General features: G+C 67.6%; 21 protein-coding genes and 1 pseudogene. 16 read left to right on the forward strand and 6 right to left on the reverse strand.

Annotated elements, in window-relative coordinates:
• Together ACSAMQ_RS14185 and ACSAMQ_RS14190 are read right to left on the reverse strand one after the other, a co-directional pair.
• A partial coding sequence (locus ACSAMQ_RS14185; RefSeq protein ID WP_435396268.1) for an alpha/beta fold hydrolase occupies nucleotides 1–329 on the reverse strand: 329 nt, incomplete at its 3' end.
• 154 nt (nucleotides 330–483) lie between these two features.
• Nucleotides 484–915, reverse strand: a complete 432-nt coding sequence (locus ACSAMQ_RS14190) for an OsmC family protein (protein WP_435396269.1) — start codon at nucleotides 913–915, stop codon at nucleotides 484–486.
• 347 nt (nucleotides 916–1,262) lie between these two features.
• On the opposite strand from ACSAMQ_RS14190, the gene fusA reads away from it, so the two are divergent.
• From fusA to ACSAMQ_RS14260, 14 genes are all read left to right on the forward strand, one after another.
• Nucleotides 1,263–3,323 (forward strand): elongation factor G, encoded by a 2,061-nt coding sequence (gene fusA / locus ACSAMQ_RS14195; protein ID WP_435396270.1) that lies wholly within the window; start codon nucleotides 1,263–1,265, stop codon nucleotides 3,321–3,323.
• 50 nt (nucleotides 3,324–3,373) lie between these two features.
• Nucleotides 3,374–4,282 (forward strand): hypothetical protein, encoded by a 909-nt coding sequence (locus ACSAMQ_RS14200; RefSeq protein WP_435396271.1) that lies wholly within the window; start codon nucleotides 3,374–3,376, stop codon nucleotides 4,280–4,282.
• 109 nt (nucleotides 4,283–4,391) lie between these two features.
• A complete protein-coding gene (locus ACSAMQ_RS14205; RefSeq protein WP_435396272.1) occupies nucleotides 4,392–4,823 on the forward strand; it encodes a DUF4087 domain-containing protein in 432 nt (143 codons plus the stop codon).
• A 16-nt stretch (nucleotides 4,824–4,839) separates the two neighbouring features.
• Nucleotides 4,840–6,099: a mechanosensitive ion channel domain-containing protein gene (locus ACSAMQ_RS14210; protein WP_435396273.1), complete on the forward strand. Its 1,260-nt coding sequence runs from the start codon at nucleotides 4,840–4,842 to the stop codon at nucleotides 6,097–6,099.
• 263 nt (nucleotides 6,100–6,362) lie between these two features.
• The gene (locus tag ACSAMQ_RS14215) at nucleotides 6,363–7,793 is read left to right on the forward strand and encodes a hypothetical protein (RefSeq protein WP_435396274.1); all 1,431 of its coding nucleotides are present in this window, start codon (nucleotides 6,363–6,365) and stop codon (nucleotides 7,791–7,793) included.
• Between the two features lie 157 nt (nucleotides 7,794–7,950).
• Nucleotides 7,951–8,337 carry a thioredoxin family protein gene (locus ACSAMQ_RS14220; protein ID WP_435396275.1) on the forward strand — a complete coding sequence of 129 codons (387 nt, stop codon included), beginning with the start codon at nucleotides 7,951–7,953 and terminating at the stop codon, nucleotides 8,335–8,337.
• 287 nt (nucleotides 8,338–8,624) lie between these two features.
• Nucleotides 8,625–9,266 carry a LysE family translocator gene (locus ACSAMQ_RS14225; RefSeq protein ID WP_435396276.1) on the forward strand — a complete coding sequence of 214 codons (642 nt, stop codon included), beginning with the start codon at nucleotides 8,625–8,627 and terminating at the stop codon, nucleotides 9,264–9,266.
• A gap of 154 nt (nucleotides 9,267–9,420) precedes the next feature.
• Nucleotides 9,421–10,167: a tellurite resistance TerB family protein gene (locus tag ACSAMQ_RS14230; protein WP_435396277.1), complete on the forward strand. Its 747-nt coding sequence runs from the start codon at nucleotides 9,421–9,423 to the stop codon at nucleotides 10,165–10,167.
• Between the two features lie 175 nt (nucleotides 10,168–10,342).
• The gene (locus ACSAMQ_RS14235) at nucleotides 10,343–10,873 is read left to right on the forward strand and encodes a hypothetical protein (RefSeq protein WP_435396278.1); all 531 of its coding nucleotides are present in this window, start codon (nucleotides 10,343–10,345) and stop codon (nucleotides 10,871–10,873) included.
• A 175-nt stretch (nucleotides 10,874–11,048) separates the two neighbouring features.
• Complete coding sequence (locus ACSAMQ_RS14240; RefSeq protein ID WP_435396279.1) at nucleotides 11,049–11,774, forward strand: hypothetical protein; 726 nt, start codon at nucleotides 11,049–11,051, stop codon at nucleotides 11,772–11,774.
• A 134-nt stretch (nucleotides 11,775–11,908) separates the two neighbouring features.
• Nucleotides 11,909–12,508: a hypothetical protein gene (locus ACSAMQ_RS14245; protein WP_435396280.1), complete on the forward strand. Its 600-nt coding sequence runs from the start codon at nucleotides 11,909–11,911 to the stop codon at nucleotides 12,506–12,508.
• A gap of 22 nt (nucleotides 12,509–12,530) precedes the next feature.
• Nucleotides 12,531–12,998, forward strand: a complete 468-nt coding sequence (locus ACSAMQ_RS14250; RefSeq protein ID WP_435396281.1) for a putative toxin-antitoxin system toxin component, PIN family — start codon at nucleotides 12,531–12,533, stop codon at nucleotides 12,996–12,998.
• Between the two features lie 45 nt (nucleotides 12,999–13,043).
• Nucleotides 13,044–13,868: an AraC family ligand binding domain-containing protein gene (locus ACSAMQ_RS14255; protein ID WP_435396282.1), complete on the forward strand. Its 825-nt coding sequence runs from the start codon at nucleotides 13,044–13,046 to the stop codon at nucleotides 13,866–13,868.
• Nucleotides 13,869–13,931: 63 nt separating this feature from the next.
• A complete protein-coding gene (locus ACSAMQ_RS14260) occupies nucleotides 13,932–14,900 on the forward strand; it encodes a DMT family transporter (protein ID WP_435396283.1) in 969 nt (322 codons plus the stop codon).
• Nucleotides 14,901–16,070: 1,170 nt separating this feature from the next.
• Here ACSAMQ_RS14260 and ACSAMQ_RS14265 read toward each other — a convergent pair.
• The 4 genes and pseudogenes from ACSAMQ_RS14265 to ACSAMQ_RS14280 form a co-directional block, all read right to left on the reverse strand.
• Nucleotides 16,071–18,326, reverse strand: coding sequence for a DUF5916 domain-containing protein (locus tag ACSAMQ_RS14265; RefSeq protein ID WP_435396284.1), 2,256 nt, complete (start codon nucleotides 18,324–18,326; stop codon nucleotides 16,071–16,073).
• A gap of 246 nt (nucleotides 18,327–18,572) precedes the next feature.
• Nucleotides 18,573–19,991 (reverse strand): DUF3734 domain-containing protein, encoded by a 1,419-nt coding sequence (locus ACSAMQ_RS14270; protein ID WP_435396285.1) that lies wholly within the window; start codon nucleotides 19,989–19,991, stop codon nucleotides 18,573–18,575.
• A gap of 171 nt (nucleotides 19,992–20,162) precedes the next feature.
• Complete coding sequence (locus tag ACSAMQ_RS14275; protein ID WP_435396286.1) at nucleotides 20,163–20,963, reverse strand: 3-hydroxybutyrate dehydrogenase; 801 nt, start codon at nucleotides 20,961–20,963, stop codon at nucleotides 20,163–20,165.
• 794 nt (nucleotides 20,964–21,757) lie between these two features.
• A pseudogene (locus ACSAMQ_RS14280) lies at nucleotides 21,758–22,222 on the reverse strand (SET domain-containing protein); the annotation flags it as partial.
• Between the two features lie 425 nt (nucleotides 22,223–22,647).
• Between ACSAMQ_RS14280 and ACSAMQ_RS14285 the strand changes: the two are divergent.
• Together ACSAMQ_RS14285 and sufB are read left to right on the forward strand one after the other, a co-directional pair.
• Nucleotides 22,648–23,109: an SUF system Fe-S cluster assembly regulator gene (locus tag ACSAMQ_RS14285; RefSeq protein ID WP_435396287.1), complete on the forward strand. Its 462-nt coding sequence runs from the start codon at nucleotides 22,648–22,650 to the stop codon at nucleotides 23,107–23,109.
• A gap of 16 nt (nucleotides 23,110–23,125) precedes the next feature.
• Nucleotides 23,126–24,616 (forward strand): Fe-S cluster assembly protein SufB, encoded by a 1,491-nt coding sequence (gene sufB / locus ACSAMQ_RS14290; RefSeq protein ID WP_435396288.1) that lies wholly within the window; start codon nucleotides 23,126–23,128, stop codon nucleotides 24,614–24,616.
• Nucleotides 24,617–24,724: the final 108 nt, after the last annotated feature.

Below are 24,724 nucleotides of genomic sequence, written 5' to 3' on the forward strand. Positions count from 1 at the left end.
GGCAACGGGTTGATCAGCACCGCCGCGTCGGCCAGGTCGGCGCACAGCCAGGCCAGCAGGCCGCCGAGGCTGGCGCCGATCGCCGCGCGCGGTCGCGGCAAAGCTTCCAGTTCGGCGCGGACCTGGCGCCGGTAGTACTCTAACGTGGTCGCGGCCAGGCCTTCCGGCGCCGGCCGCAGGTCCGGCGCCGCCGTGACCAGCCCGCGCGCGCGCAGCACCTCCTGCCAGCGGTTCCACTCCCAGCCGCCGGCGCCGGCCCCATGGATCAGCAGGGCATGACGGATGCGGGCGGGTGGCGTCATGGGCGGCGGGCAGGGATCGATCGACATGAAGCCCCCTCCCCCACGGGAAGAGCGAGGCCCGCGGGAAGAGCGAGAGGCTGGAGGAGTACCGGGACGGCGACCGCGTCGAACGACGGACCGCCTCCCGGCGCGTTGCTACGAGGCCGGTCCGTCGCCCGCCGACGCGGGAACGCCGCCCGGTTCAGACCAGTTTCGCTTCCAGGCTGACCGGCACCGCGCTCAGCGCCTTCGACACCGGGCAATTGGCCTTGGCGTCCTCGGCGATGGCCTGGAACTTGGCCGCATCGATGCCGGGCACCTCGGCGGTGAGCTTGAGGCGGATCTGCGACAGAGACGGTCCGCCTTCCATCGACAGATCGACTTCGGCGCGGGTGTCGAGCTTGGCCGGCGGATGCCCGGCCTCGGTCAGCTTGGCCGACAGCGCCATGGTGAAGCAGCCGGCATGGGCAGCGGCGATCAACTCTTCGGGGTTGGTGCCCTTCTCGTCGCCGAAGCGGCTGTTGAAACCGTAGCGGGTGTCGGCGAGCAAACCGCTCTGCGGCGTGCTCAGGCGGCCCTGGCCGCTTTTCAGATCGCCTTCCCAGTGAGCGGTGGCGTGGCGCGAGATACCCATGGTGCCGTTCTCCAACGATGAGGGGCGGCCAGGGTAACCGGTGGAACGTTACCGGCGAGACAAAGGTCGACTAGGGAAAAGTGAGGAGTGAGCGGAACACAGTGCACCTGATCTCCCTCACTCCTCACTCCTCAAGCCTCGCATGCGGCGCCGCAACACGCGCAAACGCCAAGCCGTGCACGCTTCGCCGCTCCAGGCTTGACCCACCCCCTCGCCTGCGGGAGGCTGTGATCCCGGCCCCCGCCGGCAGCAACCCGCCATGACCGCCCGCCGAGCGCCGCGCTCGGGCGCGCAGCGCGGACAGCCATGACGGCCTTCCCACCCTAGCCTCAGGGAGAAGTCCGCTCATGTCCTACAGCACTCAATCCATTCGCAACGTGGCCTTGGCAGGCCACCCCGGCGCCGGCAAAACCACGCTCTTCGAAGCCCTGCTGCAGGCCGGCGGCGCAGTCCAGACGGCAGGCAGCATCGAACGCGGCACCACGGTGTCGGATTTCGATCCGATCGAGAAACAACGCGGCCATTCGCTCGACGCCGCCATCGCCAGCACCGATCACGCAGGCATCCACGTCAACCTGATCGATACCCCCGGCTATCCCGACTTCCGTGGCCCGACCCTGTCGGCGCTGGCCGCGGTCGAGACCGTCGCGGTGGTGGTCGATGCCGACAGCGGGGTCGAGTACGGCACCCGCCGGATGATGGAACACGCCAAGGCGCGCCGGCTGTGCCGGGTACTGGTGGTCAACAAGATCGATCACGACGGAGCCGACCCGGGCGCAGTGCTGGAAGCGATCCGCGAAAGCTTCGGCCCCGAATGCCTGCCGCTCAACCTGCCCGCCGACGGCGGCAAGGCGGTCGTCGATTGTTTTGCCACTCCCGGCGGCAACGGCGCCGGCGACAGCGATCTCGGCCCGGTCGCCGACTGGCATCAGAAGATCATCGACCAGGTGGTCGAGGTCAACGAAACGGTGATGGAGCACTACCTCGACCTCGGCGAAGGCGGCCTGTCCGGCGACGAGCTGCACGACGCCTTCGAGCAATGCCTGCGCGAAGGGCATCTGGTGCCGGTGTTGTTCTGCTCGGCGCGCAGCGGAGTCGGCGTGAAGGAACTGCTCGACGTCGCCGAACGCCTGTTTCCGCATCCCGGCGAAGCCAATCCGCCGCCGTTCGTCAAAGGGGTCGGCGAGGACGCCCAGCCCATCGTCGCCACGCCCGACCCGAACGCGCACGTGATCGCCGACGTGTTCAAGATCGTCAACGACCCCTTCGTCGGAAAGCTCGGCGTGTTCCGCGTCTACCAGGGCACGGTGCGCAAGGACACCCAACTGTTCGTCGACGACGGCAAGAAGCCGTTCAAGGTCGGCCATCTGTTCAAGCTCAAGGGCAAGGAACACGTCGAAGTCGACCAGGCGATCCCCGGCGACATCGCCGGCGTGGCCAAGGTCGAGGACCTGCATTTCGATGCGGTCCTGCACGACAGCCACGACGAGGACCAGATCCACCTCGCGCCGCTGAACTTCCCGCGGCCGATGTTCGGCCTCGCGGTCGAGGCGGCGAGCAAGGGCCAGGAGCAGAAGCTCGCCACCGCCCTGCACAAGCTGTCCGAGGAGGACCCCTGTTTCCAGGTCGAACACGAGGCGGAGACCAACGAGACCGTGATCCGCGGACTGTCCGACCTGCACCTGCGCATCAACATCGACCGGCTCAAGGACAAGTACGGGGTCGAAGTCACCGCGCGGCCGCCGCGCATCGCCTATCGCGAGACCGTCAGCGGCAAGGCCGAGGGCCACCATCGCCACAAGAAACAGACCGGCGGGGCCGGCCAGTTCGGCGAGGTGTTCCTGCGGGTGGAGCCGCTGCCGCGCGGCGGCGGCTTCGAGTTCGTCGACGAGGTCAAGGGCGGCACCATCCCCGGCCAGTTTCTGCCGGCAGTCGAGAAAGGCGTGCGCCAGGTGCTGCACGACGGCGCGCTGGCCGGCTATCCGATCCAGGACGTGCGGGTGATCGTCTACGACGGCAAATACCACACCGTCGACAGCAAGGAAGTCGCCTTCGTCGCCGCCGGCAAGAAGGCCTTCCTCGATGCGATCGCCAAGGCCCGCCCGCAGGTGCTGGAGCCGATCGTCGACCTGGAGGTCAACGCGCCTGAACAGCACATGGGCGACATCAGCGGCGGACTGGCCAGCAAGCGCGCGCGCATCAACGGCACCGACAGCGTTCGCGGCGGCGAGATCGTCGTGCGCGCGCAGGTTCCGTTGTCGGAGCTGGAAGGCTACGCCGCCGAGCTCAAGTCGGTGACCGCCGGACGCGGTCGCTACTCGCTCGACTTCAGCCACTACGAGCCGGTCCCCGGCAACGTCCAGCAGAAACTCATGGAGGCCTACAAACCCAAGCACGAGGAGGACTGAGCAGGGCCCGGGCTGCTAACGTTCGCGGTCCACAGACCCGAACCGCGAACATGCCCCAGCACGACAGCGACCACCGCAGCGCCCGCGAACGCTCCGAGATCCTCAACCGGTACGCGCAACGCCTGGTCCATCGCGGCGGCGAGCGCGAGCTGCATTGGTACCGACGCGCGGCCCAGGCCGATCCGACCTGGGCCGCGCCCTGGTTCAACCTCGGCCTGGCGCACAAGTACCGCGGCGAGTGGGCCGAGTCGCTGCAGGCCAACCGCGCCGCGCTGGAACGCCAGGGCGACCACCGCGGCGCCTGTTGCATCGCCGCGACCGCGTTGCGCGACTGGAACAGCGCCCGCGAGGCTTGGCGCCGCTACGGCCTGGCCCTGCCGGACGGCGACGGCCCGATCGACGCGCAACTCGGCGCGATCGGTGTCCGGCTCGACCCTGGCGACAGCGGCGAGGTGGTCTGGGCCGAGCGCATCGACCCGACGCGGGCGCGCATCCTCAACGTGCCGCTGCCGGGCAGCGGTCATCGCTACCGCGACATCGTCCTGCACGACGGCTCGGTGCAAGGTACGCGCAAGGTCGAAGGCCACGAATACCCGGTGTTCAACGCCCTCGGGCTGTGGCAGGCCTCGGCGTATGCCACCTTCGAGGCACTGATCGAGACCGAGGCGCCCGACACCCTGGCCGCCTTGGTCGAGGGCGTGCGCGAGGGCGACGGCGAGAGTGCGGGCCAGGTCGAGGACTGGACCCACACGGTGCGCTACCTCTGCCGGACCTGCTCCGAAGGCGAGCAAGATCACGAACACCCGCAAGCACCCGCCGCGCACACGCGCTTCCAGCTCGGCATCGCCGCGACGGACGAAGCCTGGCTGCGCGGGGTGCTCGACGAGTGGCTGGGCCGCCACCCGCGGGCGCGCCTGCTGGAGTTCGGTCGCGCCTTTCCCGCCGACGTCACGCCCTGAGGCCGGACAATCGCGGCGGTGCGGTCCCGCCGCTCCGCCGCGGCGGCGCTCACAGCGGCGCTCACAAGCGCCGCGCCGCCTCGTTACCATCGTAAAAAGGAGCGCCACCATGCTCACGACTTCGCCGTTCGATCGTCGCAGTACCCCGGGCCACGCCGCGGGGCCGGCCTGCCTGGTCGCCGTGTTCGCCCTGCTGCCCATGCTCGCCGTGGCCGCCGGCGCCACGCCGGCATCGCGCACCGCCCTGCAGAACCGCTGCGGCTGGTTCATCAACCCGACCCCGGCCAACGCCTGGCTCGAGGATCGCGACGGCAGCTGGACGATCGCGCTGCAAGGCGGCCACCAGGCCGACGGCGATTGGCCCGAGTTCGCCGAGAAGGATTTCGTCCACACCAACGGCGCCAGCTATGGTTACGGCTGCGCCTGCATGAAGGTCAAGGCGGATCGCAAAACCATGACCGTGCTGCGGATCGCCTCGGCGCAGAGCAAACCGCTCGCCCAGTGCCGGCGCGACCCGAAACTCAGGGAACCCAAGGACTGAAACGCATCCGCCGCCCATGACCGCCGCCCCGACCGCCCACGCGCCGCCGTCGCTGGAAACCGACCCGGAGATGATGAAGATCGTCTCCGATGCGTTGACGGTCGTTTCCAACCCCACCGATCTGTTGATCACCGTAACGCTGGTGCTTGGCAGCGTGCTGGCCTCGGCGCTGATCACGCGCCGGGTCCGGCCGCGGCTCAAGCACCGCTTCGTCTGGCTGACCCTGCTCGACTACCTCGCCACGCCGCTGCTGACCCTGGCGTTGCTGTCGCTGTTCGGCCTGATCGATCTGTTCGACAACCCGCTGATCGAACTCGGCGCGACCCTGATCGCGCTGTTCTGCGTCCTGCGCGTGTTCGGCGCGACCGTCGAACTGCTGTTCCGGCCGACCGCGACTCTGCGCTTCATGCTGCGCGTGGTCACGGTGCTGTTGTGGATCTATCTGGTGCTGCAGATCTTCGGCACCCGCAACCCGCTGATCGGCGAGTTCTTCGCCGCGCAGTGGAGCGTCCTCGGCTTCAGCCTGACCACCCGCCACATCCTCGACGGCCTCACCGCCGGCGTGGTGATCGTGATCGTCGCGCTGTGGGGCGACAAGGCCATCGGCAATCTGCTGCGGCGCAACCGCACCCTGCAGCCCAACTTCGTCCTCGCCCTGTCGCGCATCTTCAGCGTGCTGATGTGGATCGCCGCGCTGGCGCTGATCTTCTCGATCAGCGGCATCAACCTGACCGCGCTGGCGGCGTTCAGCGGCGCGCTCGGCATCGGCCTGGGGCTCGGCCTGCAGCGGCTCGCGGCGAGCTACATCAGCGGCCTGATCGTGTTGTTCGAGCAGTCGGTGCGGGTCGGCGACAACATCGCCACCAACAACGTCGTCGGCCGGGTCACCCGCATGACCGTGCGCTACACCATGATCCGCACCCGCGACGGCGTCGAGGCGATCGTGCCCAACGACAGCCTGACCAGCAACGTCATCGTCAACCAATCCTGGTCCGACCGCAATCTGCGCCTGGTCTGCGGCGTACTCGTCAAGGGCGACACCGACACTCAGGCCGCACGCGTGCTGTTCCTGGAAGCGATGAACGCCCAGGACCGCGTGCTGCAGCAACCGCCGCCGCACATGTACGTTACCGGCGTCAACGACAAGGGCATCCAGCTCGACGGCCACTTCTGGATCAACGACCCCGAAAACGGCCAGCACAACGTCGCCTCCGACATCTACGACGCGGTGCTGCAATCGTTCCGCAAAAACGGCATCGCCCTGGTCGCGCAGTAATGCCTACTCCAACGAGCGAATTCACATTATTTCTCTCATACCGATTCATTCGCGCCCCCCGGTCGAGGCACACTTTAGACAAATGCTGCCGATAGTCGGATATCGAGCTGACGCATCCGCTGCGATGAGTTAGTGGTTCAATGACTGCACCGCCGCCTCCACCCGGCGGTCCGCCCATGCAGCATGATTGTGCTTTGCATACGCGGCCACTTCATCGCCTGTTGATCCAGGCGCATCCCTCGACCTATGGATAGTGTATTCACATGATGCGACTCGCCCTTCCTTTGCTGATGTTGTCGGCTACGCTGCCCCTGCCGTCGGCCCATGCCTCCGAATTTGTCGACGGCACCTTCGCTTTCATGACCGCCGAGATGTGTTACGAAACGCCGGCCACCAGCGGTTGTTATAAAAACGACCCCGTTCAGGCACGCAAGGCCGTGAATGCGCTGGCAGATCTCGGCGTCACCCGCTTCCTGTTACCGCCGACCGACACGCTGGCCATCGCCCGGTTGATCGGCGGCCCGATCAAGGACCGTGGCCTAACTTTCTATACCTATGAAGGATTCGACTGGTACAGCACCCGAGGCCCACACGGTGCCAAGGACTGCGCGTCTTACACCACCAGGCGCGTCGACCCGCTGATCGCTCCGCTGCGTGCTGAATTCGGCGACACCTACGCCGGACTGCATTTCGCCGACGAACCCGCGATTGCGGATATTGCGCGACTTGAGCAGCAGACCAACTGCGTCAAGAGCGATGCCCGACTCAACGGCATGAAGATCTTCGTCAACCTTCTGCCGCTGCATGCCAATGAAGGCTCTTATAACGGCACTGAACATGCCGGCGCGCTTACGCCCTCTCAATACGGCGTGGATTGCAGCACGGGCTCGATCGCACAGCCGAGTCTGACCGCCGCGATGGTCAACAAATACTCCAACTACGCGCGCGATGCCGTCGACAAGGTCCGCCCCGACTATCTGGCCTTCAATTTGTATCCGTTCGTGCCCTCACTGCACAATTGCGTCACCGCGCGCGACCTGCTGCTGTCGGAGAATATGTCGATCATCTCCAACCTGGCTCGCAGCCGCGGCCGCACATCCATAGCCTACCTGCAGAATGTGCGGACCGCAGACCCCGCCAATCATCCCGACCCCTTCAACTACGCCAACTTCAACGATCTGCGTTGGTTCGCTTCGTGGTTCTATACGTTCGGCGGCAATGGCTTGGCCAATTTCGCTAGCCACACCCATCGCTACAGCGGAGGCCTCAACGGCGGCGGCTTCCAGATCGGCCTGCTGGACTGGAATAACGAGCCGACGAATATCGCAGGGGACGAATTGAACCTGCATAGCTACGGCCGCCAGTTCCAGCGCGAGCTCAGCAACCATGCCTATCGCGGATTCGTCGATAATGCCTTGGGCGTGACCAGCGGCGACTTGGTCGGCTGGATCTCCTCGAACCAAGTGCTGGCCGGCGAATACGGCGCCGCGAGCGATACCCGAGCGCTGGTGGTTTTTTCCAGGCGTTCGCCGGCATCGGCCGGTTCGGCGACGGTCGGCCTCAATCGCTGGTGGACGCAGGTCGAGAAACTCGACTTGTGGACGGGTCAGTGGACGACCGTCGGCACCAGCACCAACAGTATCGATGTCTCGCTAAGCACCGAACCAGGCGCGCTGTACCGGCTGTCGATGTAGGCGCCGCGCTGGATCGAGGCGCCGCAATCTCCAACGCCTTTTTCATCGCCAACCCGAAGCGGTTGGCGATGATTGATCGGCGGCGCTGACCGGTCCGACTCAAGCCACCCCGCGATCGTCGGCTGCGCCGGCTCCGGCAGCGGAGTAGCATGGTCCCATGGCCGAAATCGCCCACCCGCGCTTCTTCTGGCAGTTCCCGATGCGGCCGGTCCGCGAGAAGGGATTGGCCGAGGCCCTGCCCGACGACGGCCGCCTGCGCATCCTGTTCCTGTGGGGCAAGGACTGCCCGAACTGCGACGTCGCCAAGGGCCAGATCCTGCTCGCGCCGGAGCGCTTCGTCTGGCCCGATGTCGAATGGCTCCACGCCAACGTCTACGAAGACCCGGGCATGGGCACGCATTTCGGCCTGCACGGCATTCCGGCGTTCTTCGTGTTCCGCGGCGCCAAGAAGCTCGGCCGGATCGGCCAGTGGCCCGGCACCGACGCCTTCGTCGCCGCGATCGAGAAACTGCGCGAGCCGCCGGCCGCTCCACAACCGATCTGAGGACAGGAGCGACGCGAGTCGCGACAACCGCAGCGACGTACGCGAGCGCGGTGACCGAAGACGGGATGTCCAAGGACAGCCCGGGAGACTGCCGCTTGGTCGGGCATGTGGATCCGGCCTCTTCGGTGGGTCCTGGGTCGCGGCTCGCGCCGCTCCCGTCCCAGGGCATCGGCGCCGCCGGCGCGCCCACGCAACACAGCTTCCCGCCCGGCAGCGAACGGCAGGCTTGGCGCCCGCGCCGCCGCGGAGCAGACTGGCCCCACCCGCCGCGACCGCACGACGCCGCCATGTTCGATCTCGCCACCCTCGCCGCCTACCTCGCCGCCGCCGCGGTCCTGGTCCTGATTCCGGGGCCCGGCACCGCCTGGATCATCGCCCAGAGCGCCGCCGGCGGGCCCGCGCGCGGAGTGCAGGCAGCCTTCGGGCTCGAGACCGCGACCCTGATCCACGCGCTCGCCGCCAGCCTCGGCCTGTCGGCGCTGCTCGCGACCTCGGCGCTGGCGTTCGAGGCCATCAAGTACGCCGGCGCCGCTTATCTGATCTGGCTCGGCATCAAGGCCTGGCGCAGTCCGTCGCCCGCGCCGGCCTCGGCCGACGATGCGCCGCAAGCGGCGAACTCGGGGCACAACATCTACCTGCGCTCGGTGATGACCGGAGTCCTCAACCCGAAGGTCGCCTTGTTCTTCCTCGCCTTCCTGCCGCAATTCGTCCATCCCGAACGCGGCATGGTCTGGCTGCAGTTCCTCGTGCTCGGCGCCTTGCTGTCGTTGATCGGCCTGACGCACAGCGTGATGCTGAGCCTCGCCTTCGGCCATTTCGGCCGCCGCATCGGCCGGCGTTTCTCCGGCGGCGGGCGCTGGAAAGAGCGCCTGACCGGCAGCGTGTTCATCGCCCTGGGCCTGCGCCTGGCGGTGCAGCAGCGCAACTGAAGCCTCGCCTGCGAACCATCGGACCGCCCGCCACGCCCAACCGCGGATGTACGGCGCCGGCTCTCGAGTCGGCGATAGCCGCGCTTCGGCTTGAAGCCTCGGCCCGGCGCCCACAGGTCGGAGATTCACGACCTCATTCCACGGAGCGCCGCGCATGAAGACACAGGGTTTTCTCGACCAATTGCTGAAGACCGCACAGAGCAGCCTGGGCGGGGCCGGCGGCCTCGAAGGTCTGCTCGGCGGCGGCAAACCGCCGGTGCCCTATCAGGACAAATACGCACAGGACAAATACGCACGGTCTGAACAGCCCGAAGAGAAACGCGGCCTGCTCAACGCCGATTTCGGCAAGGGCGCGCTCGCCGGCGGCGCGCTTGGTCTGCTGCTGGGCCATCGCAAGCTGCGCAAGAGCGCCGGCAAGATCGCCCTGTACGGCGGCGTCGCCGCGGTCGGCGTGCTGGCCTACAAGGCTTACGGCGAATACAAGCGGCAGCAGGATGCCGGCGCCGCCGAGCCGCAGACCGTCGACCGCCTGCCGCCGCCGCAGGCCGAGCAACACAGCCAGGCGATCCTGCAGGCACTGGTCGCCGCGTCGAAAGCCGACGGCCACATCGATGCGCGCGAACGCGAAGCCATCGAGGGCGAGTTCACCCGCATCGACGGCGACCCGGAGCTGCGCCGCTGGCTGCACGACGAACTGGAAAAGCCGCTCGACCCGGCCGAAGTGGCGCGCGCCGCGACCACCCCGGAGATCGCCGCGGAGATGTATCTGGCCAGCCTGCTCGCCGCCGATGAGCAAAGCTATATGGAACGCGCCTACCTCGACGAACTGGCGCGCCAGCTCAAGATCGACGATGCGCTCAAGAGCCGGCTCGAACAGCAATTGCGCGACGCCCAGGCCTGAGGTCGCCCGGGCCCTGCGCGGAGCGAACCCGGTCACAAGCGGACGCGGCGGCGACGCGTCCGCACCGCCGTGGCTGCCGCCGGTCGGCGCGGCGCGCTCATCGGCGACGCCAGCCGTTAGGATCGCAGCGCCGCCCCGACCTGGCGGCGCTACCCTATCGACCGGACCGTCGCCGATGCGTTTGCTGATTCCCGCCCTGTTGGCGCTGACCTTCGTCGGCTGTTCCTGCCAACGCCAGACCGACCCCGATGCGCCGGCGGCCGATGCGACGACCGCGCCGGTCGCCGACGATGCCGCCGCGCGCGCCCGCGCCGCGGCCGCCAAACGCGCCGACGCGCTGAGCCAGCAGCGCCTGGATGCGATGAACGAAGCGGTCAACAAGCTGCATCTGTACCTGCAGCAGCTCAGCAGCGGCAAACGCGAACAAGCCGACCAGCATTGGGCCTATCAACGCATGCCGCGCGGCAACGAGGAAGCCGACCTGCGTTCGATCAAGCAATTCACCTCGATGCGGATCGAGAACGACACGCCGAAGCAGCTCGACCAGGAAGCGGTGCCGGAATCGCTCGAGATTCCGGTGGACTTGCGCGTCGACGTCGCCGACGGCGAATCGCGGCGCTACACCGGCTGGTACCGGATGCGGCGCAGCCCGGTCGACCGCAGTTGGGAACTCACCGCCACTTCGCTGTCGGTCAAGCTGCAGTAAACCCCGGGCTTCGCCGGAAACACTCGCCGCTCCGGTCAGCGCCCGTCCAGCGAGCTGAGCCTGCGCTGTGTCCGACTTCCGGCATCTCGCCGCGATCGAGAAGAGGCTTATACACTGGGCCATCGACGCGCCCTGCAAGAACGGCGCGCGGTCCATGCCTCTACGGACTCCCGTCATGCGCCCGAACCGTCTCCCCGCCGCCCCGGCCCTCGCCCTTGCACTGTCTCTCCTGCTCGCCGCTTGCGGCGGCAAGGACCAGCCCGCGGACGGCGCCGCCGCCGGCGACGCCGGCCAGAGCCTGCCGGCACCGGCCGGCGCCGGTCGCGGCGGCGTCACCGGGATGCCCGCGATACCGGGGCCCGGCCAAGTCGGCGCTCCGGTCGAGGGCAGCCCCGTCGCCCCACTGTTCGACGAGAACGGCAACCCGATCCCCGGCAGCGACGCCGGCACGCCGGCGACCGGCATCGACGGCACCTTGCCGCCGCCCGAGGCCGGCAGCGACCTGGGCGTACCGCCGCTCGCCGGCGAACCGACTGCGGAGGACGCCATCGCGCTGGTACGCGACTACTACGCTGCGATCAACGGCGGCAACTATGCGCACGCTCACGCGCTGTGGTCCGACGGCGGCAACGCCAGCGGCCAGAACGCCCAGCAATTCGCCAACGGTTTCGCCGAGACCGCCGGGGTGTCGGTGGAAGTGATGGCGCCGGGCCGGGTCGATGCCGGCGCCGGCCAGCGTTATATCGACGTGCCGGTCGCGATCACCGCGACCCAGCGCGACGGCAGCCAGCGCAAATACGTGGGCGCCTACACCCTGCGCCGCAGCGTCGTCGACGGCGCCAGCGAGGAACAGCGCGCTTGGCGGATCGGCAGCGCCGACATCCGCGAGGTCAAGCAATGACCCCGCGCGCGACAGCGGGCAGAGTCCTCGTCGCGGTCGTCGCCGCCTTGCTCGGCGCCTGCGAGCGCACGCCGTCCGCCCCGCCTGCCCCCGCCGAACCGGCCGCGCCCGCGCAAACGACCGCGACCGCGACCGTGGCCGAAAGCCACGGCACCGCTCCGCCGGCCAAACTCGACTACGTCCTGCCGGGCGCGCTGGCGCCGGATATCGGGCCGGCGCAATTGCGCGCACTGTTCGGCGCGGACCAGGTCGAGATCTCCGATCGTCTGCCGGGCGCGGAAGGCGAAGAATTCCGCGGGGTGATCCTGTATCCCAAGGATCCGGCGTTGCGCGCTTATCTGTACTTCCAGGATTCGCAACAACTGCGCGGCCTGGCCAGCGTGGTCGTGCGCGAGCCCGGCTCGCGCTGGCGCCTCGACAACGGCGTGCGTATGGGCATGCGCTTGGCCGAGCTGGCCCGCCTCAACGGCAAGCCGATCCGTTTCAGCGGCCTGGACTGGGACTACGGCGGCGTCGTCACCGACTGGAACGGCGGCCGGCTTGCCGCGCAGGACGGCGACCCGGTGATCCGGCATGCGCGCCTGGATCGCAACGAACAGGCGTCCACCGCCGAGGATGCCTACCCGTCGGGCGACCGCGAATTCTCCAGCGACGACAAACGCTATCCGCAACAGGGCGAATTGCTTTCGGTCGGCGAGCTGCGAGTGTCGTTCCCGGGCGAGGACGATCTTTGAATCGCGCCGCGAAGGCCAGGGCATGAGCGTCACCGTTCCGCGCATCGTCCTCGACAGCAACGTCTGCCTGGACCTGTTCGCTTTCAAGGACCCGCTGACCGCCTCGTTGCTCGCCGCTTTGCGCGAGCGCCGCATCGAGGCCGTCACCGATACGGCCTGTCGCGAAGAATGGCAACGGGTGTTGACCTATCCCAAGCTCGCGCTCACCGATGAGGTGCGCGCCGATTGCCTGCGCGACTACGACGAACTGCTGCGCCTTCACGAGTACGACAGTGCCCTGCCGATGCGCGCCCTGCCCCGCTGCGCCGATCCCGACGACCAGAAATTCCTCGAACTGGCCCTGGCCGCCGACGCGCGTTGGCTGCTCAGCCGCGATCACGCGCTGCTGGTGCTCGGCCGCCGCACCGCACGCGAGGGCTTGTTCGAGGTGCTGACGCCGCGCGCCTGGGCCGCCCTGCAGACCTTGCGCGAGACGGCATCCGGGGGCTGAAACAGCGCCGCCGACCGTGCGCCGGGGCCATGCGATACTCGCCCCATGCAAGGCGTCCCAGCCCAGTTCGTCCACGCCCGCGACGCCGCCGAATTCCGGCAGCCGCCGCATCGCGCCGGCGTCGAGCTGTACCGCGCGCACATCGTCCGCCATGCCTTCGAACCGCATACCCACGAGGCCTTCGGCCTGGGCGCGATCGAATCGGGCGTCGAGCGTTTCCGTTACCGCGGCAGCGATCACCTCGCACCGCCGGACTCGCTGGTGCTGATGAATCCCGACGTGCTGCACACCGGCCGCGCCGAAACCGAAGGCGGCTGGCGCTATCGCATGATCTATGTCGAACCCGAGGTAGTCGAGGCGGTGACCGGCGAAGCCGGCTGGTGGTTCGACGACGCCGTGCGCCACGACCCCGTACGCGCCCGCCGCATCACCGAGCGGCTCGACGCCTTGTGGAGCGCGAGCGAACCGCTGGCCTTCGACAGCCAGCTGTTCGCCCTGCTGATGGAGTTCCGCGATCACGCCCGCATGCCGCGGCCCCTGCGCGGCGAAGCGGCCTCGCGCTTCGACCCGGTCGTCGACTACTTGCGCGCGCATCTGGCCGAACGCGTCACCCTGGAGGAATTGGCCGCGGTCGCAGGCCTGAGCCCTTTCCATTTCCTGCGCCGCTTCCGCGCCCAATATCACGTCACCCCGCAGCAGATGCTGATGGCGCTGCGCCTGTACCAGGCCAAGCGCCTGCTCGCCGATGGCGCCCCGCTTGCGTCCATCGCCGCCGACACCGGCCTGACCGACCAGGCCCACCTGACCCGCGCGTTTTCGCGCCGCTACGGCATCACCCCGGCGCGCTATCAGAAGCAAGTCCGTCGCTGAGCGCGAGCGCGGCATAGCAATCTGGTACAAGACCGCGCCGCCGGCCTCGCCCAAGCTGGGCGCATGTGGTTAGGCACTCTCTACGCGCTCGCGGCCGGCCTGATCTGGGGGCTGGTCTTCGTCGGCCCGCTGCTGCTGCCGGAGTATCCGGCGGCCTTGCAGTCGGTCGGGCGCTATCTCGCTTTCGGCCTGATCGCCCTGCCGCTGGCCTGGTTCGACCGCGGCGCCTTGCGCCAGCTGAGCCGCGCCGACTGGATCGAAGCGCTGAAACTTTCGGCGATCGGCAACCTGCTGTATTACCTGTGTCTGGCCAGCGCCATCCAGCGCGCCGGCGGGCCGTTGCCGACCATGATCATCGGCACCCTGCCGGTAGTGATCGCGGTCTGCGCGAACCTGCGCAACGCACGCCGCGACGGCCGCCTGCCGTGGCTGCGCCTGCTGCCTACGCTGGCTCTGATCGCCACCGGCATAGTCTGTGTCAACCAAGTCGAACTGCAGGCCCTGCGCGCCGACCCCGACGCCGACCTGCGCCGCTACGCCATCGGCGCGGTGCTCGCGGTCGGCGCGGTCGCGTGCTGGACCTGGTACCCCTTGCGCAACGCCGACTGGCTGCGCGACCACCCCGGCCGCCGCCCGCGCACCTGGGCCACCGCGCAGGGCGTGGCGACTCTGCCGCTGGCCTTGCTCGGCTACATCGCGTTGTGGGCGTTCATGAGCGCGGCCGGCCGCGAGTTCCCGATGCCGTTCGGCCCGCGCCCGGGCTTCTTCATCGGCCTGATGGTGGCGATCGGCCTGTTCGCTTCCTGGGTCGGCACCCTGTGCTGGAACGAAGCCAGCCAGCGCCTGCCGACCGCCGTGGCCGGCCAGTTGATCGTCTTCGAAACCATGGCCGCCCTCGGCTACGCCTACCTCTTGCGAGGCCGCCTGCCGGAACCCTTGACCCTGATCGGCATCGCCTTGTTGATTGCGGGGGTGATCTGGGCGCTGCGGGTGAAGCCGGTGGCGGTGGTGGGCAGTGGTTCGGTGCATTGAGGGATGGCCATCGCTGCAGCAGGCGGCGCGATGGCCGCCAGTTGCGCGGTCGCGGCTTGCGCCGCTCCTACCCTGGGACTACTGCATCGGCGTGCAGCTGCGAACCTGCCTCCTGTAGGAGCGACGTGAGTCGCGACAAGGGACGCGCAGCGACGACAAAGCCGTCGCCTTTCAACGAAGCGGCGTGCCTTCGCCAGGGTAGGAGCGGCGCAAGCCGCGACATCGCTGTGGCGGTCTCGCGGCGCTTCTCTCTTAGGAAGATCAAGATCAAGATCAAACCCAAAGCTTCCGCCACTAAAGCGGCGGGTTACTTTCTTTTGTCTAAAGCAACAAAAGAAAGGTAACCAAAGAAAAATGCTTTGTCTTGAATCAAGGGCCCGCACGAGCGATGCTTCCGCGGTGATTTTTCATACGGGACCTCCCTGTCCCGATGAAAAACGGCCCGCATCCCTGCGGGCCGCCCTCCGGGTCTTCGGTTACCTTCGCCAGTGCGAGCCTACGCACAGCAATAGCCAAAGCCAAAATCAAAGCGGGCGACGGGAAATCCGAGCGCGGCAGCACTCCCCCCGTACGAGCGAAGTGAGTGGCGACCGTGGGACGCGCGGACACACCAATGCTTGTGCGTCCATCGAGGCGAGCGCTATCGCCAGGTAGGAGCGGCGCAAGCCGCGACATCGCTGTGGCGGTCTCGTGGCGCCTCTTTCGTTCAATAGATCAAGATTAAGATCAAGATCAAACCCAAAGCTTCCGCCACTAAAGCGGCGGATTACTTTCTTTTGTCTAAAGCAACAAAATAAAGGTAACCAAAGAAGTTGCTTTGTTTTGAATCACAGGCCCGCGCGTTCGATGCATACGCGGTGATTTTTCATACGGGACATCCTTGTCCCGATGAAAAACGGCCCGCATCCGTGCGGGCCGCCCTCCAGGTCTGCGATTGTCTTCGCGAGCGCTTGGGCACGCACGGCAACGGCAACGGCAACGGCAACGGCAACGGTAATACGGTCGCCTATCGATAGGCTCATCGCTCAACCCGAACACCATCGAACCGCTGCACGCCAGCTGGATGGGTCGCCGGCGATCGCTAACATCTCGTTCCGAATGTTGATAGGAAGGACTGGCCGACGGCGCCCCGCAACGATCCGGACGCCAAGAGCCAATCACCTGCCCCGCTCAAATTTCGAAACGGTACGACAGCTTGACCAGCAACTGCTCGCTGTCGCGCAGGTCGAAGGCGTCGCGGAACTCGCGGCCGACGCCGCGGTCCAGCCGGCCTTCCTCGTACATCTCGCCGCCGCGCACATAGGCCACGTAGAGGTAGGACAGCGGCGCCAGTTCGTAGCGGTAGCGGATCTGGAAGCCCAGGTTGCGCACGCGGAAATCCGGGATCGCCTCGTCCACGGCGAGCGGGCGGCCGCCGGCGTCGACGCGGTAGGCCTGCTTCAGGCGCGCGTCCAGGCCGATGGTTTCCAGGCGCACGCGCAGTTCCTGCTTGTCGTCGATGAACCACTGCAGGCCCGCATCGAGCACCAGGCTGTCGGCCCGGAACGCGCCCAGGCGGTTGTCGCCGCGCCACAGCAGCCAGTCGGGCGCGTGGCTGTATTCGACGCCGGCGAACAGGATCAGGCGGTCGTTGAACTGGTAGTTGGGCTCCAGATACAGCACGGTCTCGCCTTCGTCGATGCCGCCGAGGCCATCGGCGCTGTAGCCGGCTTCGATCGTCAGCGACCACGGGCTGCCGTCCTGGCGCGGCAGCAGCCGTTCGTAGTTGAGGAACAGTCGCGAGGGCACCCGCAGCACGCCGTTGCCGCGGGTGATCAGGTCGTCGTGGCCCGAGGTCCACAGTGCGGCCTCGGCGAACTCGTTGCCGCCGTTGCGCAGTTCGCTGCGCCGGGTGATCGAGAAAGCGTCGGCGATGTGCAGCCCGTCGTCGCTGTAGCGGCGCGAAGCGGCGTAATGCCAGTCGTGCGAAGCGTAGGCCGAGTCGGCCGCCAGGTCGGTGACGCGGCGGCCCAGGTCGTAGCGCAGGTAGTTGAAGTTGTTGCGTTCCAGATAACCGAAGTCGTTGAGCTGCAGGTTTTTGCCCAGATGCAGGCCGTACAGCTGCTGGCGCCAGCCGCCGCCCATGTCGTAGTCGATGCGGATCTGCGCGCCGCTGTCGCGCTGCGTCCGGCCGCCCTGCTCCACATCCGAGGCCACCACCGCGCCGCGCACCGCCCATTGCGGGTTCGGCGTCCAGCGCTGGTCGAATTCGTAAACGTCGGCCTGCCGGTCCAGGAACGGGCGATCCACGCGGGTGACCATCGCGCCGAGGCCGAAGCCTGCGAAGTCGCGGGTGGCGCGCACGGCGTAAAAGTCGCGGCCGACCTCGTCGCCTTCGTTGGCGGCGAACAGTCCGTAGTTATAGCCGCCGGCGCTGCCGTTGAGCTTGAGCGCGGCGGTGACGTCGCCCGAGCCGAGGCCATCGTCGGTCTTGCCGCCGACGCGGCGGGTATAGATCAGCCGGCTGTTGCTGCTGTAGGAACCGAACGGCACCTCGAAGAAGCCCTGGTTCTCGGTGAAGAACGGGCGCTTGTCGCTGAAGAAGGTTTCGGTGGCGCTGAAGTTGACGGTCAGCTCGTCGCTTTCGACCTGGCCGAAGTCCGGGTTGACGGTCGCGCTGAGCTGGAACTTGCCGCTCGGCTTCCAGAACAGGTCGGCGCCGGCATCGAAATCGCCGTCGCGGCCGACCGCGTCGCCGACTCCGACCACGTAGGGCGTGATCGCCAACAGCGACTGACTGTAGGCGGGCACCTCGATGCGGTTGAACGCCGACAGGAAGCGCGCCTCGGCGAAATGCACCGCCGGCCATGAGGTGCGCTCGCCGGTCGAGGCGATGACCCGGTCGAGTTCGATGCCGAGGGTGCGGGTGCCGTCGGTCGCATCGCGCATCGGCGCGATGTGCCAGGGAATCAGCATCTCCGCCGACCAGCCGCCCTCGTCTTCGCTGGTGGCATGGCGCCAGTCGCCGTCCCAGTCGTCGTTGAACTGGTTCTCGCTGGTGATGGTGGTGTCGACGATGCTGTTGGCCAGGGTCACGGTGAAGTTGTAGCCGGCACGGCCGTCGCCGTCGAAATCGACATACAGATTGACCCGGTCGACGGTGGCGTTGCCGTCGCGCTGGGTGTGCTGGCGCAGGCGCGGCACGCCGGCCGGCTGGTGATTGCGGAAGGCCACGGCGAGCCCTTCGGGAGTCGCCAGCAACCAGGCCTCGGTCGGCTGCGAGGCGGCGGCGCGCGACAGCGGCTGGGTCAGGCGGAACTCGTCGATACGCTGGGCGCCGCGCCATTCCTCCGGGTCGATGCGGCCGTCGATCTCCAGGCCGAAGGCGCAGGGCGATGCGACCGCGGCGGAAGCCGCGAGCAGGGAATTGAACAGATTCGTGCGCATACAGCGACCCCGGTGGTGCGGATGGTCCGCATCGCGAACGCCTGCCCTGGCCTTCGTCGATGGCGGATCGCGGCGAACGGCGTCGCGATGCCGCGCAGACTAGCCGCGCGGCGGCTTTTCACCGCATGGCGTAAGTCATGGCAACCCTTGGCCGCCCGCGCGCATCCTTGAGTTCGGTGGCCGGCCCGGCAGGGCTGAATGCGCCTGCGCCTGGGTTGCGCTTGGGCTTCCGTTGCGCCGCCGCGCTCAGGGCGCGGTGGCGTCGTGGGTGACGAAGGCCGATTCGCCGCTCGGCAACTGCATCCAGTCCGGATGGGCCAGGGCCCGGGCGATGTCGGACTGGCCGGACAGCCAGTGTTCCCGCATGGCGACGCGGCCGAACTGGTAGTCCTTGAAATGGCCGATGCGGGCGCGGTCGCGGTAGATCAGGTGGATCACGCTGTAGCGGCGGTCGCAAGCCAGCTCGGCGGCGTGCTGGGCCCAGGGGTTGGTCGCGCGCACGTCCTCGGGGATTTCCTCGAGCAGCTCGCGCAACAGGCGCCGGTAATGCTGGAACACGCGCTGGGTGTCGGTTATCAGGCGGGTGCGGCTGGAGTACTGGATTTCCTTCTGCCGCTCGGCGACGTCGAGCAGGGTCTGCGGCAGGTCGCCGAGCGCGTTCCACAGATCGACCTGGAATACCAGGGTGTCGCGGCGCGGCGACGAGGTCAGCACGTGCGACAGCGGGGTGTTCGAGACCAGGCCGCCGTCCCAGTAGAACTCGCCGTCGATCTCGATCGCCGGGAACGCCGGCGGCAAGGCGCCCGAAGCCAGGATATGGCGGGCGTCCAGGCGCATCCGGGTGTTGTCGAAATACTCCAGGTTGCCGGTGCGCACGTTGACCGCGCCGACCGAGACCCGGATGCCGCCGTCGTTGAGGCGGTCGAAGTCGACCATGCGTTCGAGCGTGGCGATCATCGGCGAGGTGTCGTACAGGCTGGCCGCCGCCGGCCCCGGCACCGCGAACGGATCCTGGCCGAGCCAGGGGCGCGGGCGGTAGAAGCCGTTCTGGCCCTCGACGATCGCGCGCCAGGCTTCCCAGGTGTCGAGCCAGGCGCGGGTATCGGCATCCAGGTCGGCGAAGCGGGCTTCCTGGCCGAAGGTGGTCGCCGGGAACAGGGTCGGCTGCGAAATCGTCGCCCAGAATTCGCGCAACGCCTCCATGCGCCGGTCCGGCGGATTGCCGGCGATGATCGCGGTGTTGAAGGCGCCGATCGAAATGCCGGCGATCCAGTTCGGCGCGATCCCGGACTCGTACAGGCCCTGGTAGACGCCGGCCTGGTAGGCGCCGAGCGCGCCGCCGCCCTGCAGGACCAGGGCGATGTTTTCCGGCAACACCGGCGCCTGCGCGCGGATGCGTTCGCCGGCGGCCTTGGCCGCGCGCGAGGCGGCCTGCCTGGACGCCGCCCGCGGGTCCGCCGCCTGCTGGTCCGCCGCCTGCTCGGGCGGTTGCTGGGGCGGCTCCTTGAGGGGCGGCCCCTTCGCCGGCGGATCTCGCTTGGCCGGCGTGGCCGGCTTGGGGTCGCGCTTGGCCGGCGTACCGCGTTCGGGTTCGCGCTGCGGCGGTTCGGCGGCGCGCACCGAGCGGGAGGACACGGTGCGGCCGGTGGAGCGCTTGTTGGGCATTGCGGTTGCCTCTTCGGAAACGTGGCTGCGGCGCGTCGTCATAGTGCGTCGCCTGCGCCGTTATCGCCGTGAAGGCGGGTTCGGCGTAGCGGCAAGGGCTACGGCGAATCTCCCCTTCCCCTTCGCAGGGAGGGAGAACCAGCTCGCCCATGCCGCCTTTCGCAGATACCTTTACTGCATATACCAGCCATGGCTGACGACGAAACTCTGACCGGTCAAGGCCGCACTCGGGAATTCGGCGAGGAAGCGCACGGTCTGGGCGACGTCCTCGACGGTGGTGAACACGCCGTCGACGGTGTTGCCGAGCATGACTTTCTTGATCACCTCGTCCTCGCTGATGCCGAGTTCCTTGGCCTGCTCGGGAATCTGCTTGTCGACCAGCGGGGTGCGTACGAAGCCCGGGCAGACCACGTGGCTGCGCACGCCATGCTTGGCGCCTTCCTTCGCCAGCACCCGCGACAGGCCCAGCAGGCCGTGCTTGGCGGAGACGTAGGCCGACTTCAGCGGCGAGGCCTCGTGCGAATGCACCGAGCCCATGTAGATCACCGTGCCGCCCCGGCTCTGGCCCGAACCGTTGCTCTTGTACATGTGCGGCAGCGCCGCCTTGGTGGTCAGGAAGGCGCCGTCGAGGTGGATCGCGAGCATCTTCTTCCAGTCGGCGAAGGCGTAGTTCTCGATCGGATTGACGATCTGGATGCCGGCGTTGGACACCAGGATGTCGATGCCGCCGAGTTCGGCGACCACGCGCTCGATCCCGGCGTTGACCGCGGCCTCGTCGGTGACGTCCATGGCCACGCCGATCGCGCGCCCGCCGTTGCCGGCGATCTCGTCGGCGACCGCCTGGGCCCCGGCCTGGTTGAGGTCGGCGATCGCGATCGCGGCGCCGGCGCGTGCCAACTCGTGGGCGATTTCCTTGCCGATGCCGCTGGCGGCTCCGGTGACGACGGCGACCTTGCCTTGGATCGAACTCATAGCGACTCCTGGATGCAGTGCGAGGGGAGGATGCGTCGGGCGGCCTGCGGCGCGAACCGGCGGCCATTGTCGCCGCCGCAGGTTATCGCGGCGTGGCGGCCGGCGCACCGAAGTGTCCCGCCGCGGAGATCGAGCGGCTATCGGACCTTCGTACCCGGCCGGTAGGGACGAAGGCTTTGCGGGATCGGGCGGAATGCCGGTAGGGGTTTGGGTTGGGTTTGGGTTTGGCCGATGGCGGCGATAACCGTGTCGCATGTCGTGCGCGACGGGAACCCAATGACGGCGCGAGACCGTCAGATGGCGGTCGCGGCTTGCGCCGCTCTTACCCAAGAGCGGTCGCGAAACCGGCAGCCAGGCCATGGATGGCCTGTGCGGAGCCCTGCGTCGGCATCGCACTTGCGGGCGCTTGATTCGTAACAGAAGGCACTTTTCTTTGGTTACTTTTTTTGTTGCTTCAGACAAAAGAAAGTGACCCGCCGCTTTAGTGGCGGAAGCTCTGGGTTTGATCTTGATCTTGCTTCAGAGAGGCGCCGCAAGACCGCAGCAGCGATGTCGCGGCTTGCGCCGCTCCTACCCTGATGGGCGCGGGCGGTAACGGCGCGAGATTGACAAGTCGCGGTCGCGACTCACGTCGCTCCTACAGGGATTGGCTCGCGACTACAGGACGGGTTCGCAACGACATACCTGGCCCAGCGTGCGCGCCCCGTCACTCAATCCTTCTTCTTGCCCTTCTTCTTGTCTTTCTTCTTTTTCTTGTCTTTCTTCTTGTCCTTGTCCTTCTTCGCCTTCTTTTCCTTCTTCGGCTGCAGCATCGTCCCGGTGCAGTTGGCCGAACCGCAGCGGCACTCCCAGATCTTCTTCAGTTCCTTGGTGTGCTTTTCGGCCAGGGTGATGCCGTAGTTGTAGGACAGTTCCTCGCCCGCGGCGATGTCGCGGATCGCCTCGATGAAGACGCGGTCGCGGCGGCGGTCGTCGCCGTCGTCCTCTTCCAGCACCGCTTCGCAGTTCGGCGAACAGCTGTGATTGATCCAGCGCGCGGTGTTGCCTTCGTGATTGGCGTCGATCACGTACTCGTCGTTGAGCGTGAACAGGAAGGTGTGGCCGGACTCGGCGTCGCCGGTCTCGCCCGCGTCGACTTCGGCATGGGTACGGCGAGCGCCCTTGTACTCGACGACCCGCTCGCCCTTGGCGATCGGGGCAATGGCGAACACACCATTACCGTGAATGGCGGAACGACGGGCGGCGATCTTGCGCGGCATAGCGAATCCCAAAATGACGAACCGGCATTCTGACCTGCTTGCATCGCCTTCGCTATCCGGGCCGGCCACAGGGCTCACGGAACGCAACGGGGCAGGTGGCGCCCCGGGCCCGCATCGTCGCCGCTGCGGCGCGCCGCGCAGGCGGAGCTCGATGGCTGCGTTTGCGAGCCATCGCTTCGCGCGGCGTTCGACGGCAGGCAATCAACTAAGCCCATGCCGGCCGTGGCCGGCATTTCACAGACATAAACCCCCGGGCGGCGGCGCCCCTAAGAGGACGGCCACCCAAAAGCACGCGCCCAGGCACCCCGCCGGCGCCGGGCCGGACCCCGCCCGCGAACGCCTGAATCGCGCAAAACCCCCGGCTTGGCCGCGCCCGGAGAAAAACGTACAATTTCGGTACGAATTCCCCCCGAGCCGCGCCGCCGATGCTTCGCGTCACCAAACTCACCGACTACGCCACGGTCGTCCTGACCGTCCTGGCGGCCCAGTCCGACCGCGTCCTCAGCGCGTCGGAGCTGGCCGAGCGGGCGGGTCTGGAGGCGCCGACGGTCAGCAAGCTGCTCAAGCCGCTGGCCCAGGCAGGCCTGGTCGAGGGGTTCCGCGGCGCCAACGGCGGCTATCGCCTGGCCCGCCCCGCCGACGAAATCGGCCTGATCGAGATCGTCGAGGCAATGGAAGGCCCGCTCGGCATGACCGAGTGCAGCGTCCACGAAGGCAATTGCGGCCTCGAACACCAGTGCGGCGTACGCGCCAACTGGCGCCGCATCAACGACGTGGTCGTCGAGGCCCTGAGCAGCGTCACCCTCGCCCAGATGCTAGCCCCTACCCCTTCCTTTTCACCCGAACCTGCCGGCCGGCGCATCGATCTGCGCCTGGCCGGCGCTTAGACAGTAGGCAGCCGCCATGGCCACCGACATCATCAAGACGCCCGTTTCCTCGGGCGACACCGGCAATCGTCCGCTTCAGAACGAGGCGATCCACGAGCAGCTCGGGCGTCGCTACGAGGCCGGCTTCATCACCGACATCGAATCCGACAGCCTGCCTCCGGGCCTCGACGAGGACACCATCCGTGCCCTCTCGGCCAAGAAGGAAGAGCCCGAGTGGATGACCCAATGGCGGCTGGAGGCCTACCGCCACTGGCTGACCATGCCGATGCCGCATTGGGCCAAGCTCAACATCGCCGCGATCGACTTCCAGGCGTTGAGCTACTACAGCGCGCCGAAGGCCAAGTACAAGTCGCTCGACGAGGTGCCCGAGGAGCTCATCGCCACCTACGACAAGCTGGGCGTGCCGCTGCACGAGCGCGCGCGGCTGGCCGGCGTGGCGGTCGATGCAGTGTTCGACTCGGTTTCGGTCGGCACCACCTTCCGCAAGGAACTCGCCGAAAAAGGCGTAATCTTCTGTTCGATGTCGGAAGCGATCCGCGAATATCCCGAACTGGTGCAGAAATACCTCGGCAGCGTCGTGCCGACCGGCGACAACTTCTTCGCCGCGCTGAACTCGGCGGTGTTCTCCGACGGCAGCTTCGTGTTCATCCCCAAGGGCGTGCGTTGCCCGATGGAGCTGAGCACCTATTTCCGCATCAACGCCGGCCACACCGGCCAGTTCGAACGCACCCTGATCGTGTGCGAGGACAAGGCCTACGTTTCCTACCTGGAAGGCTGCACCGCGCCGATGCGCGACGAAAACCAGCTGCACGCCGCGGTGGTCGAGCTGGTCGCGCTGGAAGACGCCGAGATCAAGTACTCGACGGTGCAGAACTGGTACCCCGGCGATGAGAACGGCGTCGGCGGCATCTACAACTTCGTGACCAAGCGCGGCGAATGCCGCGGCGCGCGCAGCAAGATCAGCTGGACCCAGGTCGAGACCGGTTCGGCGATCACCTGGAAATACCCCAGCTGCGTGCTGCTCGGCGACGATTCCAGCGGCGAGTTCTACTCGGTCGCGCTGACCCATCATCGCCAGCAGGCCGACACCGGCACCAAGATGATCCACATCGGCAAGCGCACCAAGTCGAAGATCGTCAGCAAGGGCATCAGCGCCGGCCGCGGCCAGAACACCTACCGCGGCCTGGTCAAGATCGAGAAGAACGCCGCCGGCGCGCGCAACCACACCCAGTGCGACAGCCTGTTGATCGGCAAGAAATGCGGCGCGCACACCTTCCCCTACATCGAGGTCAAGCACCCCGATGCGACCGTCGAACACGAGGCCACCACCTCGAAGATCAGCGACGACCAGCTGTTCTACTGCCGCTCGCGCGGCATCGGCGAGGAAGACGCGGTGTCGATGATCGTCGACGGCTTCTGCAAGTCGGTGTTCCGCGAGCTGCCGATGGAGTTCGCGGTCGAAGCCAAGAAACTGCTCGAAGTCAGCCTGGAAGGTTCGGTCGGATGACGCCCGCGCGCTTGTTCCCGGCGCTGCTGGCCGCCGCGCTCGCCGCCTGCTCGGCGGCGCCGGCTCCGCCACCTGCGGCTTCCACTCCCGCAGCCGCTGGGCCTGCCG

Origin of the sequence: Lysobacter sp. 1R34A (genome assembly GCF_051217035.1) — a bacterium.
GTDB lineage: Bacteria > Pseudomonadota > Gammaproteobacteria > Xanthomonadales > Xanthomonadaceae > Lysobacter.